The organism is Aliivibrio sp. 1S175, assembly GCF_001690985.1.
Lineage (GTDB): Bacteria > Pseudomonadota > Gammaproteobacteria > Enterobacterales > Vibrionaceae > Aliivibrio.
The window spans coordinates 1-16,331 of sequence record NZ_MAJS01000012.1 but is presented as its reverse complement, the minus strand read 5'-3'; the positions used below and the strand labels follow the sequence as shown (position 1 = coordinate 16,331).

The 16,331-nt window shown below is 38.3% G+C and carries 11 protein-coding genes; 5 read left to right on the top strand and 6 right to left on the bottom strand.

Annotated elements, in window-relative coordinates; translation table 11 throughout:
• Positions 1 to 97 precede the first annotated feature (97 nt).
• From A6E06_RS06145 to A6E06_RS06135, 3 genes are all read right to left on the bottom strand, one after another.
• Positions 98 to 922, bottom strand: a complete 825-nt coding sequence (locus A6E06_RS06145; protein ID WP_065592945.1) for a DUF5718 family protein — start codon at positions 920 to 922, stop codon at positions 98 to 100.
• An 87-nt stretch (positions 923 to 1,009) separates the two neighbouring features.
• Entirely contained in the window at positions 1,010 to 2,950 is a 1,941-nt protein-coding gene (locus tag A6E06_RS06140) for a DNA topoisomerase III (RefSeq protein WP_065592944.1), read from the bottom strand.
• A 96-nt stretch (positions 2,951 to 3,046) separates the two neighbouring features.
• Complete coding sequence (locus tag A6E06_RS06135; RefSeq protein WP_065592943.1) at positions 3,047 to 5,050, bottom strand: NADPH-dependent 2,4-dienoyl-CoA reductase; 2,004 nt, start codon at positions 5,048 to 5,050, stop codon at positions 3,047 to 3,049.
• Positions 5,051 to 5,270: 220 nt separating this feature from the next.
• Between A6E06_RS06135 and sppA the strand changes: the two genes are divergently transcribed.
• Entirely contained in the window at positions 5,271 to 7,127 is a 1,857-nt protein-coding gene (gene sppA / locus A6E06_RS06130; protein WP_065592942.1) for a signal peptide peptidase SppA, read from the top strand.
• A gap of 92 nt (positions 7,128 to 7,219) precedes the next feature.
• Positions 7,220 to 8,233, top strand: coding sequence for an asparaginase (gene ansA / locus A6E06_RS06125; protein ID WP_065592941.1), 1,014 nt, complete (start codon positions 7,220 to 7,222; stop codon positions 8,231 to 8,233).
• A gap of 105 nt (positions 8,234 to 8,338) precedes the next feature.
• Here ansA and asd read toward each other — a convergent pair whose 3' ends face one another.
• Entirely contained in the window at positions 8,339 to 9,454 is a 1,116-nt protein-coding gene (gene asd / locus A6E06_RS06120; RefSeq protein WP_065592940.1) for an aspartate-semialdehyde dehydrogenase, read from the bottom strand.
• Between the two features lie 623 nt (positions 9,455 to 10,077).
• On the opposite strand from asd, the gene nhaC reads away from it, so the two are divergent.
• Positions 10,078 to 11,514 (top strand): Na+/H+ antiporter NhaC, encoded by a 1,437-nt coding sequence (gene nhaC / locus A6E06_RS06115; RefSeq protein WP_065593003.1) that lies wholly within the window; start codon positions 10,078 to 10,080, stop codon positions 11,512 to 11,514.
• A 122-nt stretch (positions 11,515 to 11,636) separates the two neighbouring features.
• Here the strand turns inward: nhaC and A6E06_RS06110 are convergent, their stop codons facing one another.
• Positions 11,637 to 12,827, bottom strand: coding sequence for a chemotaxis protein (locus tag A6E06_RS06110; RefSeq protein WP_065592939.1), 1,191 nt, complete (start codon positions 12,825 to 12,827; stop codon positions 11,637 to 11,639).
• Positions 12,828 to 12,968: 141 nt separating this feature from the next.
• Positions 12,969 to 13,985, bottom strand: a complete 1,017-nt coding sequence (gene yejK / locus A6E06_RS06105) for a nucleoid-associated protein YejK (RefSeq protein ID WP_065593002.1) — start codon at positions 13,983 to 13,985, stop codon at positions 12,969 to 12,971.
• Between the two features lie 76 nt (positions 13,986 to 14,061).
• Here yejK and A6E06_RS06100 point away from each other — a divergent pair, with 76 nt between their 5' ends.
• Together A6E06_RS06100 and A6E06_RS06095 are read left to right on the top strand one after the other, a co-directional pair.
• Entirely contained in the window at positions 14,062 to 14,289 is a 228-nt protein-coding gene (locus tag A6E06_RS06100) for a YejL family protein (protein WP_065592938.1), read from the top strand.
• Between the two features lie 19 nt (positions 14,290 to 14,308).
• Positions 14,309 to 16,117, top strand: a complete 1,809-nt coding sequence (locus A6E06_RS06095) for a DUF3413 domain-containing protein (RefSeq protein ID WP_065592937.1) — start codon at positions 14,309 to 14,311, stop codon at positions 16,115 to 16,117.
• The last annotated feature ends 214 nt before the right edge of the window (positions 16,118 to 16,331 follow it).

The following is a 16,331-nucleotide window of genomic DNA, read 5'->3' as shown; positions in this document are numbered from 1 at the left end:
AGACTATAGTACCTATATTTTTGTAAAAGATCTTGTAAAAACAAGACCTTTTACATTGATATGACAGAATATAATCGTCAAAATAAGAACGATTAACTTATCTAACTATCTGAGATAATACTGATATTTCTAGTGTAGCAAAGTGTTTCTTACTCACCATATCTTCAATATCTTTTGAATTATATTTATCTCCGTTATACACAACAACAATACTTTCATCGCCTGATTGTAAAAAATTAGTTTCACCAAATGGGGTATATCGAGTCGCTCCAATACTAATAATCGTTTGCTGAGGGTAATCAGCATCAGACAAATAAAGAGCCAGATTTTCAGCTGGTCCCTCATCTTTTTGATTATTCATACGATCAATCATCCAATCATTTAATTGCTCATGAAAATAACTGTAATCAATCGCAGCACTGTCTTCTCCATATCGATTCACTTGGCCGTTTCTAATATGAAAACTAGCTATACGGTAAGTATCTAATTCACACCCTTTTGTGAAAGAGGATAATTCAATAAAGTTTTTAGAGATCCCTTTTGTGCTTGCACCCCAGTTTTTCTTCTCACTGATTTTTTTCGCATTGGGCTTTCTAATAGAACAATCATTATACGCTGCAAATTTTACGGGAGTTAAAGCAACCACTTTGTTATCTTGATATGTAATATCAAAAACGATAGCAACTTCTGGCTCTATTTGTAAATTATCAGCATCATTTGGCGGAATAATTGAATCAGAAGAAAGTGGATATTGAGATAAAAAGCCAGCATTTGCCGAAGGGATATAAAAAGGGAATAAAGCTTTAGGTTGAATTGCATTTTCAACTTTAACATTTAAAAAATCAGTTGCTTCTCCCGCTTGCTCTAAATGCCCAGCAAAGTTTCCTGCCACACCAAAACCAATTACATGCTTAAAAGTCATATTGCCTTCTTAAATTCTATTAATAGTAATATTCAAGAAGGCACCTTAATTTATTCTTTTATATTATGCGATGATGCGGATCTAATTTTATGATTTCTTTGTTTTTCTACGCCGCTTAAACTGAGGCTTTGATGAACTTTTCAGCGTTTTTAGTGAATCAGGCACCGGGCCTTGCTGCACCCCTTGCATAAAGTTTAATACCTTCGTTTCCAATTCAGACATAAACGGACGGTAAGAACAGGTTTTTTCCGTCATTCCTTGCAGTTGAAACTCCCAATTTGCGGTCATATCTGGGTAAGTTGCTTCATTAGGTAAAGCATTAATTAGGCCCTTCCCTGCATCACTGGCATGAATATTTTTTCCATTACGAAGCAACAATTGGCGTTTAAATAAGGTATCTAATATACCCGCTCTCGTTGCTTCAGTTCCTAATCCATCAGTCTCTCTTAGAATTTTTTTCAGTTCTTTATTTTCAACAAAGCGTGCAATTCCTGTCATCGCTTGCAATATCGTAGCTTCCGTAAAATACTTAGGGGGCTCTGTCATTTTGTGGTTAATTTCACCTTCACGACAGGTGTGTACTTCCCCTTTTTTTAATGGCGGCACCTTGTGCGCTACATCATCACTATTTTGTGCTTGAGATTTACCCAGCAAAACACGCCACCCTGCAAATAACATTTGCTTGCCTTTCGCCACAAATACACCACCTCCAATATCAAACACAAGTTCAGCTTCTGCATAGACAGCAGCAGGATAAAATTGCATGAGATACTGACGAGCAATTAGATGATAAATCTTTTCTTCATAGCCAGAAAGCCCCGCCGAACCACTTGATTTCGGAGTAGGAATAATTGCATGGTGTGCATCAACCTTACTGTCGTTCCAAGTTCGTGACTTTAGAGTCAGATCAGCCTTAGTTACAGCACTTGATAATTGCGTATCGTTATTGCCAATGGCGGCACACACTTGCTCACGTTGCTTATAATGGTCTTTAGGTAGGTAACGGCTATCTGAACGCGGATAAGTGATTAATTTATGCTTTTCATACAACGCCTGACACGCATCCAATACTTGTTGAGCGCTTAAGTTATATCGCTTAGCCGCATCAATTTGCAGTGATGATAAAGAATAGGGCAAAGGGGCATTTTGCTTGGTTTCTTTATTTTCAGCTTTGGTTACGATTGCTGGTTGATTCGCAATTCGCTGAGCTACATTTTCTACCAATTTAAGACTGAGCACGCGCCCTTCTTCATCTTGCCATTGTTGGCACGCTTCACTTGGTTTCCACTTCGATCGAATATCAAACGCTTGTCCATCATTCAACTGAGGGTTTTGATAAGGAATTAATGCTTCTAATGTGAAATACGCTTTAGGAACAAAATTAGCAATCTCTTCATCACGACGGGTCACTAAGCCTAACACTGGCGTTTGTACACGTCCTACGGATAAGACACCTTGATAACCACCACGTTGGCCTAACAAGGTGTAAGCACGAGTCATGTTCATGCCATACAACCAATCAGCACGAGAGCGTGCTAAGGCAGAGATAGAGAGAGGAATAAACTCTTGGTTACTTCGCATTGACGTTAATGCACGTTTCACCGCAGGTAAGTTTAAATCACTGATTAATAAACGCTGAGTGGCTGCTTTTTTAGTTTTAGACAACTTTAAATAATCTAATACTTCATCAACTAATAGCTGACCTTCCCTATCTGGATCACCCGCATGAATGACTTGAGACGCTGTTTTCAGTAATTTCCGAATAACAGTAAGTTGCTTACTTGAGGATTTTCTTGGACGAAGTTGCCATTTTTCTGGAACAATAGGTAAATGCTCCATACGCCACGATTTATATTTATCATCATAAGCATCAGGCTCTACTTGTTCTAACAAGTGGCCAATACACCACGTAACAATGTCCCCATTGCCACATTCAATGTAACCTTGTTGATTCTTCTGTGGCTTTGGCAGACCGGCGGCAATCGCTCGGCCTAAACTTGGTTTTTCTGCAATAAATAATCGTGACATAAAAAAGTGCTGATGTTGTGAATAACATCAGCACTATACCTGTATGAATAGACAGTTATCAAGTTTTGTTATCTAACTTGTTGAAATTGGTATGACTTAAAGTTTCGCAGCTAACTCGACACCTTGACGAATAGCTCGTTTCGCATCAAGTTCTCCGGAATGCTCAGCACCACCAATAACATGATGAGCAATATCAGCAGACGTTAATATTTCAACTAACTCATTTACAGAGACTTGCCCTGCACACATCAGGACATGATCAACATCTAATAATTTAACTTCATTGTTTTGGCGAATGTATAACCCTTCATCATTCACTTTAAGATATTCAACACCGGCCAGCATATGAACGCCACGTTTTTCTAACGTCCGCTTATGGATCCAACCGGTTGTTTTTCCTGGCCCTTTACCTACACTGCCTTTTCTGCGTTGCATTAACCACACTTCTCGTGTTGTTTGGTAACTCTCTTGGGGTTTGAGGCCACCTTCAAATTCTATATTTTTATCGATATCCCAATCTTTCAGCCATTCATCAAGAGTGGTGTTCTCTGGTTCAGTAATCATGGTTGCAACATCAACCCCAATCCCACCCGCACCAATAACTGCCACTTTCTGACCCAATGTCGGTTGCGTTTTAATGTAAGTTTGATAATCAATCACTTTTGGGTGATCACTCCCTTCTAATTGTGGTGTTCTTGGTTTAACCCCTGTTGCAACAACCACTTCATCAAACTGACGTAATTCATCCAACTCAACGTTATAATTCAGTTTGACGATAATATTTTTATGATCAATTTTGTTAGAGAAATAACGAATCGTTTCTTTAAATTCTTCTTTGCCTGGGATTTGCATCGCTAAATTAAATTGACCACCGATACGATCACTACGCTCAAATACCGTAACTTGATAACCACGTTCTGCCGCCGACGTCGCACACGATAATCCAGCCATTCCAGCTCCAATAATCGCAATGGACTTACTTAAACTGACAGGGTCTAAAACTAATTCAGTTTCATAACAGGCTTGTGGATTAACTAAACAAGTCGCCCTCTTCGCTTTAAATACATGATCCAAACACGCCTGATTACACCCAATGCACGTATTAATTAATTCTGATTTGTCTTGCTCTGCTTTATTAACAAACTCTGCATCCGCTAAAAATGGACGAGCCATCGACACCATATCAGCTTGCCCTGATGCCAATATATGCTCAGCAACTTCAGGTGTATTAATACGGTTACAAGTAATTAGGGGAATAGATACCTTACCTTTCAATTTTTCGGTTACCCAGCTAAATGCGGCACGTGGCACTTGCGTTGCTATCGTTGGAATTCTTGTTTCATGCCAACCGATACCTGTATTTAAAATAGTTACACCGGCTTTCTCTAAGGCTTGAGCTAACTCAACGACTTCTTCAAATGTACTGCCTTGTTCTACTAAATCAAGCATTGATAAACGAAATATTATAATAAAGTCCGTTCCAACTTTGTCTCGTATTGCTTTGACTATTTCTAATGGAAAACGCATTCTATTGTGATAATTTCCGCCCCAATCGTCATAGCGCATATTGGTACGTGCACAGATAAACTGATTAATCAGATACCCTTCTGACCCCATAACCTCAATACCATCATAATTGGCTTGTTTGGCATAATATGCGCTATTTGCAAAATCACGGATCGTCTTATTAATTTGACGTTCACTCATTTGGGAAGGTGTAAACATACCAATAGGGGATCGTATGTCTGAAGCACTTAACGCAAGTGGATGCATCGCATAACGGCCAGCATGGAGCAATTGAAGAGCAATTTTCCCGCCATTATCATGCACGGCGGTTGTAAGTGCTTTATGTTTATCTGCGGCTCCAGAAGAACTAAATTGAGCACTAAATGGTGTTAAACGTCCTCGAAAATTAGGAGCAAATCCACCAGTAACAATCAGGCCTACACCCCCTTTAGCTCGTGCAGCATAAAAGGCTGATAGCTTTTTAAATCCATCATTACTTTCTTCTAATCCAGTATGCATCGATCCCATTAAGACTCGATTTTTTAACTGAGTAAATCCCAAATCTAGCGGCTGAAAAAGGTGTGGGTACGTCATAACAATCCATCGCTTTTATAATTATTGTGGTCTGACCAGAATAATAGTTATCGGCTTCTGCTACAATTAAGTTTTCACAAATATGCAACATTCATCAAATCTTTTGGTCTTATACTTTCTTAATAAAACTAATTCTCATTTAGAACTCTTTCATCTAGTTACTTTCCTTATCTCTTAGAGTAGGATATAGACAGAGTTTAAACTAATAATAAGGAACAATATGAAAGGGTTATTCCACTTCATAGCAAAATGTTTTCAAGCGGTATGGAAGTTACTTTCCTTTACGCGTCAACTGGTCTTAAATCTATTTTTTCTCGGCCTCATAGGGTTGATTGCGTTCACTTTTTTAAGTAACGATGAACATAATATTGAAACTCAGCAGATTGAGAAGAAAGCCTTAATTCTTGATTTAGCAGGACCAATCGTTGAAGAAAGTAAATTTCGCGAGCCATTAGAGCGAGTAACGTCTGATCTATTAGGCAGTCAAAAATCACAAGAAAATGTGTTATTTGATATTGTCGATACCATCCGTTTTGCTGCTCATGATGACAATGTATCTGGCTTAGTTCTTCATTTAAAAGAGATGAATGAAACTAGCTTAACCAAGCTTCGTTACATTGCAAAAGCGATTAATACCTTTAAAGCTGCAGGAAAACCGGTTTATGCGATTGGTGATTACTACAATCAAAGTCAATATTATCTAGCTAGCTATGCAGATAAAGTATTTATGGCGCCTGATGGTACCGTTTTATTGCGTGGTTACGGTGCATATACTCTTTACTATAAAGAGCTATTAGAGAAGCTAAACGTATCCACTCATGTTTTCCGTGTGGGTACTTATAAATCGGCTGTTGAACCTTATCTTCGCAATGACATGTCTGATGCTGCAAAAGAATCAACGTCTGTTTGGTTAAACCAATTATGGGATGCGTATTTAGATGATGTCTCAACTAATCGACAAATTGATGCTAAAACGTTAACCATGCCAATGGATCAATTCATTGCAAAATTAAAGACACTCAATGGGGACTTGTCACAAATGACGGTTGAGCTTGGTTTAGTTGATAAGCTAGCGACTCGCCAAGAAGTTCGTAAAGATATGATTGCCGAATTTGGCTCAAATGGATACGACAGCTTTAAGCAAATAAGCTACTACGATTACCGTTCAAGTGTGCGTCCTACGATTATCCCTGATGCTCAAGATATCGCTATTGTTGTGGCAAGTGGACCAATCATGGATGGAACTCAACGCCAAGGCACTGTTGGTGGAGACTCAACAGCGGCCCTACTTCGTCAAGCTCGTGGAGATGATAAAGTAAAAGCCGTTGTTCTTCGCGTTGACAGCCCTGGCGGTAGTGCATTCGCCTCTGAAGTAATACGTAATGAAGTAGATGCTTTAAAGGAAGCTGGCAAACCTGTTGTTATTTCTATGTCGAGTGTTGCTGCCTCTGGTGGATACTGGATCTCTGCAAGTGCCGATAAAATCATTGCCCAACCAACAACCATTACTGGCTCTATTGGTATCTTTGGTATTTTAACAACCTTTGAAAAAGGGTTAGATAAAATGGGGATCCATAACGATGGTATTTCTACTTCTCCGTTTAATGGTGTTGGTTTAACTCGACCATTAAGTGATGATGTTGCCCAAGTAATGCAACTGGGTATCGAGCATGGGTATCACCGCTTTATTAAACTGGTTAGCGATCATCGTGATATGTCTCTAGAAGCGGTTGATAAAGTAGCGCAAGGTCGAGTTTGGACCGGCAAAGATGCACTTAAATATGGATTAGTTGACCAACTAGGTGACTTTGATGATGCCGTTCAAGCAGCCGCTCAACTCGCTAATATGGAATCATATAATTTATATTGGGTTAAAGAGCCGTTATCTCCAATGGAGCTATTCCTTGAAGAACTAAGCATGAGCTTTAGCGCTAATATAAAAACAGAGCTTTTCTCGTTAGCACCAGAAGCATTGCAACCAACCATCAGCAAAGTTGTAACAGATGTTAACACGTTAAATAACTTTAATGACCCAAAAGGGCAATATCTGTTCTGCCTCAATTGCAGTAATCTGTAAAAGCATGACGAGCCCGACACATGTCGGGCTTTCTTTATGTCTAATCACCAGTATAATCGCACCACCTCCCATAACTCTGTACCGTTGTTATTATGGAAAGAAAACACATTTACATCGCCTATACAGGCGGCACAATCGGCATGTTAAAATCTGATGATCATGGCTACGTTCCAGCATCAGGTTTTATGCAGCACCAATTAAAGCAAATGCCTGAGTTTCACCGTGCAGAAATGCCTATTTTCACCATTCACGAATATGAGCCATTAATTGACTCATCTGATATGACGCCAGAAGATTGGCAACGTATTGCAGATGATATTCGTGCTAACTACGATAAATACGACGGATTTGTAATTCTTCATGGTACGGATACCATGGCCTATACAGCATCAGCTCTTTCATTCATGCTAGAGAATCTAGGAAAACCAGTGATTGTAACGGGTTCTCAAATTCCTCTTGCTGAACTTCGCTCAGATGGCCAAAGCAACCTATTAAACGCATTACATATTGCGGCTAATTACCCAATTAATGAAGTAACCTTATTTTTCAATAACAAATTAATCCGTGGTAATCGCAGTACAAAATCTCATGCAGATGGTTTTGACGCTTTTTCTTCTCCAAATTTACCCCCATTACTTGAGGCGGGTATTAATATCCAAATCAACGGTGCAGAAATCAATAAACAGCCAGAAGGTGAATTTACGGTTAATAATATTACGCCACAACCTATCGGCGTCGTAACCATGTACCCGGGTATCTCAGCGGAAGTGATTAAAAATACATTACGCCAACCTGTGAATGCCATGATATTACTGACTTTTGGTGTCGGTAATGCACCACAAAACCCAGAGCTTTTAGCACAATTAAAAGAGGCTTCTGAGCGTGGCGTTGTCGTTGTAAACTTAACTCAATGTTTATCAGGAAAAGTAAACATGGGCGGTTACGCAACAGGTTGTGCGCTTGCTAATGCAGGAGTGATCAGCGGTTATGATATGACCCCTGAAGCTGCACTAGCTAAACTTCACTACCTACTAAGTAAAGATTTGCCTTATGAAACCATGCGTACCATGATGCAGCAAAGTTTACGTGGCGAGTTAACTCACTAAAATCTTGTAACAAGGTTATCTTGTTATAATAAAAAGGCTTCCCTGATATTCTCATGGGAAGCCTTTTTTGTTCTATAAACTAATGCTATTAATTCTACTCAGAGATTATTTCTTTTCGTTAAGAATAATACGCAATGTACGACGAAGTGGCTCTGCTGCACCCCATAGTAATTGGTCACCGACGGTAAAGGCGTTTAAGAAATCATTACCCATCGACATTTTACGCAAACGACCAACAGGAACAGATAGCGTACCTGTTACTTTTGCAGGTGTTAACTCTTGAGCAGTAATATCACGCTCATTTGGAATAACTTTAACCCAATCATTATGCGTTGCGATGATCTCTTCAATCTCATCCATCGGTACATCTTGTTTTAGCTTAATAGTCAGTGCTTGTGAGTGACAGCGCATTGCACCAATACGTACACACGTACCATCAATCGCAATTGGAGAATCTTGTAGACCAAGGATTTTATTGGTTTCAACGGTTGCTTTCCATTCTTCTTTACTCTGTCCATTTTCGCGCTTCACATCAATCCAAGGGATCAACGAACCCGCCAATGGAGCACCAAACTCTGAGGTTGGGAAAGAATCAGAACGAATTGTCTCTGCTACTTTTCTATCAATATCTAGAATAGAGCTTGAAGGGTTTGCGAGTTCAGATGTCACGCAATCATTCACTACGCCCATTTGAGAAATTAGCTCACGCATATTTTTCGCACCAGCACCAGAAGCTGCTTGATACGTCATTGCACTCACCCACTCAACTAAACCCGCTTTATATAAGCCACCAAGACCCATTAGCATTAAGCTAACCGTACAGTTACCACCAACATACGTATTAGTACCTGCATGAATACCTTGTTGAATTTGATCAAAGTTCACTGGATCAAGCGTAATAATCGCATCATCTTTCATACGTAATGTAGACGCGGCATCAATCCAGTAGCCTTTCCAACCTGCTTGACGAAGTGCTGGGTATACTTTTTCAGTATAACTACCACCTTGACAGGTAATAATTGCATCCAATTTTAATAACGATTGAATATCAAAAGCATCTTGCAGTAAACCGGCATCTTTCCCAAGGTTTGGTGCTGGAATTCCGACTTGTGATGTGGTGTAAAATACAGGATCAATATGGTCAAAATCACGCTCTTCAACCATACGCTGCATTAATACTGAACCCACCATTCCGCGCCAGCCGACTAAACCTACTCTCATTGTACTCTCCCTGTAATTAATAAAATAAAAAGTGCTTACTCCATCTATATGATGAACAGAAAAAAATCTCAAGCACTATTTGTTGTATTTTATTTATTTTATGCATCATATTTCTTCTCATTAGAGACTCCTTACCTTCTATTAACGCGCAAAATATAAACACTTTTAAAATTAACTTAGTCATCTCATTCACATTACCGTCAAATAAAAGTTATTTTTTAATCTTTAACTATAAAAAATAAAACAAACCTCTCAAAAACCAACATTTGATTATAAAAATATCCCGTTACACTTCATAAAACATCACAGATAAAAACAAAAGCAAACGATTACTCTAAAAAAGAGCCTAATTATAAAAATAATAACCACAAAAATGACTTAAAATTAACATTAAATAAATGATTAACATCGCGTTAAATTCAAACACATTGCATTTAAATTACAAAATTTAACCATTTATTCACTTTAAAGTGAGTAACTTAACAGTGCTAGAGATGAAAATCACAAATAAGTCATACTTAATCGATCTATTGTTGATCATAAGGTAAAGTGCATCTCGTTTAGGAAACACAATCCCTTATCGTATGAATTTTATTCATGCATACAAAAAAGAGGCTTTATACATGAAGCAAGCAACGACAAAATTACCTTCGCTAACGCAGGTAATTATTTCTTTAGGGCTATTTCTACTTCTTGCCTTTTCATTCACGGCTAAACTTGATTTACCTATCCAATTAGCACTTTATATTGGTTGGTTCATTATCATTACATTAGGTATCAAGTTAGGTCATGATTACAAATCTTTAGAAAAAGCAGCTCTAAACGGCATCTCCAATGGACTAGGAGCGGTATTAATTCTCTTGGCTGTTGGTGCTTTAGTAGGTACTTGGATTTCTGGTGGTATTGTTCCAACCATCATTTATTATGGTTTAAAAGCCATTCACCCATCTATCTTCCTTCTTGCAACGATGATTATCTGTTCATTAACAGCACTCGCAACGGGCACATCTTGGGGTGCTGCTGGTACCGCTGGTATTGCTATGATGGGGATTGGTCAAGGACTTGGTGTTCCAGCTCCAATTACTGCAGGTGCTATCCTTTCAGGTTGTTACTTCGGTGATAAAATGTCACCTCTATCTGATTCTGTAATTCTTGCTTCTTCTATGTCTGGTGTTGAAGTCGTAGAGCATATTAAAGGCATGCTTCCTGTTGCCCTTATCAGTTACATCATTACTGGTATTATGTTTACTGCTTTTGGTTTCCATTTCGCAGGTAATGTGGATATGAGCCAAGTAGATTCTGTAATTTTAGCAATGGAAGAACAATTCGTTATCACCCCATTCTCATTCGTTCCTGTGGTTATTGTTCTTGGTCTATTAGCAATGCGTATGCCTTCTTTCCCTGTGATCAGCTTTGGCTCATTGCTAGGAATTATCTGGGCTGTGATGGTTCAAGACATCAACTTCTTAACCGCATTTAATACAGCGTGGGCTCCATATTCAATTGAATCAGGTGTTGGTTTCATTGATTCAATTTTAAATCGTGGTGGCATGTCTTCAATGCTAGGTTCTGTTGCGGTGATTATCTTTGGTTTAGGTTTTGGTGGCCTGCTAGATAAAGTAGGCGTACTAGAAACAGTTGCTAAAATATTCGAAAAACGAGTTCAAGGTCCTGGTTCACTTGCGACAAGTACGATTGCGACAGCCTTCTTTGGTAACATCTTTGGTTCTGCAATGTACGTATCACTTATCCTTACACCAAAGATTTGTGCGAAAAACTACGACCGCCTAGGCTACAAACGTAAAAACTTATCTCGCAACGCAGAGTTCGGCGGAACGCTAACCTCTGGTATGGTTCCGTGGAGTGATAACGGTATCTACATGGCAAGTATTTTAGGTGTTGCGACACTGTCTTACGCACCGTTCATGTGGTTAAGCTTTGTATGTATTATCGTAACGATTGTTACGTCTTACATGGGCTGGTTTGTTGATAAATGCGACCCAATTATTACCACAGAAGAAACAGATGAGGTTATTGCAGTAGAAACAAAAACTGCATAATAAAAATAGAACGACTCTGTTTTAAATAGAAAAATGCCAGTGATTGTTAATTCAACCACTGGCATTTTTATGTCTATTGTATCTGATTTACTTTTGCATGATATTTGTCATCATTGTGATTTTTATACCACTGTTTTCTTTACTGCCGCTCGTTTCCCTAAGAAATAACCTAAGCCTAAAGGCGCAAAGAAAATAGCCAAGATGAACAAGATAAAGTAAATGATCGTGCTCTTAATCAAATCAATCACTTTATCCATCGCAAGCGTCAGCACATCTTGTGAGACTTGGTCAAGATCTTGAGTGAACTTCTCTCGCTCTTGAGAGACAATTACTGCAATCGCTTTTCGTTCTCTCTCTACCATATTAACCAGCTCTTGGCGCTCTCTTGCTACCATGGCTTCCAAAGCGATACGCTCTGCACTTAACTGGTTTAACTTATCATCTGTTTTATTGTCTAAATCATCCAATAATGGCTGTAATTGCAAACTCATTTGTTCTGCTAAATTTTGCATGTATTCTGGATTATTATTGACAAAATCTTGGAATGACTCCGATGTATTTCGTAAGCTTTCCATTGTTTTATTAATGTCATCGCCATTCAGATTGCTGTTCATCGCGATAAGCTGAGCTTTCCATGTCATGATTTTTGGTGTTTGCTCAGAGACTAAACTAAGTTGATCAGAAACATCACCAAGCGCTTCAGGCATTGAACCAAGCGTTGCTACCGCTTCTGTCTCATCAATATTTTGATCGGCTAGCCATGCTTTTAGCGCAGGGGTTCTTCTCATGGCGACGCTATCAAATGGGTGATCTGCAACAAATTGTGCGATAAAGTCTTTTGCTTCATTAAATTCAGAACTTGGTAATAGCTTCTTCGCTAATGCCTCAATGTCGACATGCAGTAATTGACTCGCTTTAAAATCAATATTCCCTTCAAATACATCAGCCCCCTTTCCATCATCAGAAAAGAATTGCTCCATTTGAGCGGCAAAGACCCATGTATCAATTAACGAAATAGTCGGTGACACTTGATACGCTGCATGTTGTAACCCCTCTTCTGCGTGTATTTTCCACAACAAGACATAAGATTGATGCAAGGTATCGTCTTTCGGATACATCGCTGAGATTTCGTCTGCGGCGGATTCAACTTCACTAAAGAAATGTTTACTGTATGCACGAGTTAAAATACGGGTATTTAACTCCGCGGTTGTGAGAGGCTCCGATTGGGATTCAATTTTAAGTTCAAGTAAAGAACACCCATTAAGTACAAATAAAGATAGAAATATAGAAAAGAATTTTGAGGTGTGCTTCATAAACAACCCTACCTAGCCAAATTATGATAATTAAGAATAGATAGGGTAGCATTTTGTAAAAAAAAATTAACTTAGATAGTTAATATCTACGATAAAAATACCGCTATTTTCACATTTATGACATAAACAAATACATACCATCTATGATTCAGAAGAACCTAAACGGCGTGTTAATTGATCTTTTAAATTCGGCGGAGTGCCTTTAATCGTTAATGTATCTGTTTCTGGATCATAGAAAACACGCTCTCCCAGTAACATCGCATCAAAGTTCAGGGATAAACCACCACCAGCACCCACAAACTTAGTTAATTTACGTAATGCCGTACGATCAACAGGGAAAGATTCTTCTAACTCATAACCCTGCTCTTCAGCAAATTGATAGAAATTAGAACCCGATTCAGATGTTGGTAGTTCACCTGATAATTCTTTTACCGTTAACTCTTCACCAGCTTGTAACTGACCATTACAGTAATCATATACTTGCTTACGGTATTGCTGTTTTTCTTCTTTCTCTAACCGTTCATCAGCACAGAAATCTTCAACTGCTTGCATTAATACTTGGTTTTGAACCTTCGTATCCATACCAACATCTGCTTGTAAGAAATCTAAGAAGAAATCAGATACCTTGCGGCCCACTCGACCTTTAATAAAAGTAAGGTATCGATTAGAGTCTGAATCTGTTTCCCATGTTGATAAATCAATGCGTGCTGCGATGTCCATTTTGGCAATATCAAGGTAATCAGTAGAGCTAATATCTAGTTGATCCGTTACCTTCATACTTTCGTTTGATGGTAATACAGCGACAAACAAATATTCCGTTGCCAGTGAACGATATTCAGCGATAACTAAAATACCTTCTTCAGCAAATGGGTATTTGATCAGCTCAGATTTCAGCTTTTCTGCTGATTTATTACTAAACTCTAAGAATGGGGTTTCATTCTTACGAACAGAACCTAACCAGTGACCAAATTCACTTTCAGTCTTGAAAATACCAAAACCTTTACCTGCTTTTGAATTAAACACTCTGTGCAGCTCAGAAACTAGGGCTTCAGTAAATTCTTCATTCTCAAGAAGTTGATTTCGTAGACAAACTTCAAGCTCATCTTGCTCATTTTTTACTAATTTATGTAAAATTACGTTTGAAAGGATTAAACTCATAATAGAAAAGGTTTTTAGTTGACGTACATAGTAGGTTATCATAAGCCGCTTTCACTATCATTAACTGAAAAGACTTATGGCTATTACTTCTAAATACAGCAACAAACAAATTGAACAAATGCTAACAGAGATGGTCGATGTATTAGATAAACATCGTTCTCCTGCAGATCTATCTCTAATGTTGGTTGGTAACATTGCGACTAATGTTCTAAACCAAGAAGTGCCAGCAGAACAGCGTAAAATTATCGCTGAAAAATTTGCTCAAGCACTGCTTAGCTCATTAGATTTACCAAAAACTCACTAAGAGCGAGAATTCAATTACCATGGTTGATAGCGGAAATACCTACGGCGACAAAGTCTCCAAGTTAATTACTTGGGGTCACTGGTTCAGCTTTTTCAATATCATTGCTGCAATGCTTATTGGCACACGTTATATATCGCAATCACCATGGCCTGAAACGCTACTTGGGCAGACCTATCTAGTATTAAACTGGATAGGTCATTTTGGTTTTTTAGTCTTCGGGTTTTATATTCTCGTCTTATTTCCCCTAACCTTTATTACACCATCCCAGCGCTTAATGCGGATATTAAGTGTCATTATAGCAACCGCTGGTATGACATTATTATTGCTTGATACCTACGCTTATCAAACCCTTCATTTACATATCACCCCTTTAGTTTGGGATATGTTATTGAATAACGATAAATCGAATTTAAATACACAATGGCAATATCTATTCATTCTCGTACCTGTGATGTTCCTACTTCAGCTTTCTTTATCTGAATGGGTATGGAATAAGCTACGTAAATTAGCTCATAAGCACGTAGGTCGCCCTTTTGCTATTCTGTTTTCTGTTGCCTTCATTGGCAGCCATTTAATTCATACATGGGCAGATGCATCTGCTTATGGACCAGTAACAGCTCAACGTGCCACTTTCCCGCTGTCATATCCAATGACTGCTCGTTCATTCTTAGAAAAACACGGCTTTATCGACCGTGATGCTTTAGCAAAACAAATTCAAGAAGAAGGAGTAGGCGGAGCTCAAGAAGCAATGCGTTATCCGTTAGAGTCGATTAAATTCAAGGCAAAACAAACGGGTTATAATTTACAAATCATCATGATCGATAGTCTTCGTGCTGATACCTTGAACCATACAGATACGCCAAATCTAACCCGCTTTGCGCAAAATAATTTAAACTACAATAATCATTACAGCGCAAGCAATAACCCAACCAGCCTATTTGGGCTTTTCTATGGTCTTCCTGGAAATTACGTAGATAATTTTAGGAATTCAAATATTGAGTCTCCTATTTTAGCTGAATTACATAATCGTAATTACTCTTTTGGCTTATTCAGTGGTGATAATTTTAATTCTTCACTTTATAAACAAATTATTTTCACCAACGGTGAAATCGCTGAATCCAACGTGAATATGAATGATGGAAAAGCAATCACAGCATGGAATGATTGGTTTAGCGCGCAAACAGAAGATCAACCGTGGTTTAGTTATTTAGAACTAACCTCAGTGTCTGAATATGATGCAACAAGCCCAATTTCAACAACCAATTCAAATGAAGATGTGTTTGAGATTAATTACCGTAAAGCGGTACAAAAAACAGATCAACAATTAAAAATGGTACTAGAGGCATTAAAACAATCTCCTGATTGGGAAAAAACGATTGTCGTTATTACCTCAAATCACGGAATGGAGTTTGATGAAACCAACACAAACAGTTGGGGAGCAAGCACTAACTTTAGCCAGTATCAATTACGCGTGCCTATGCTAATCCATTGGCCTGAAGTAGAGCCTGAATTAATAACAACTCGATCAAGCCATTTAGATTTAGCACCAACGCTAATGGAAACCTTTTTAAGTACCACTACGCCATCTGAAAGCTACAGCAGTGGTTTGAATCTATTTACTCAGGATAATGAGCGAAATTGGTTACTCGCTGGCGATAGAAAAAACATCGCGTTAATCACAAATGAAAATACGGTAGTGATCGATACTTTTGGTAATTATAAAGTCTACGACGAAAACTATAATCGCCTAGCCGATGACAAACCAAAATTGTCTTTGTTAATGCAAGGCATTTCAGAATTAAAACGGTTTTATCATCCTAAAAAATAATAAATCAAAAATCCCTTTCTTATAAAGGGATTTTTTATATCTGCAATTAAAGAAAATCAGATGCTGACTACCCACTGTTTTATATAGAAAAACAGCTTAATAAGTTAAAAACAAAGCATAACGAACAAAAATAGTGCAGTCAGACGTTATTTTTCATTTTATGCTTTACAATAAAATCAGAAACCCCTATTATGCTCGGCATTGGAGGGATGGC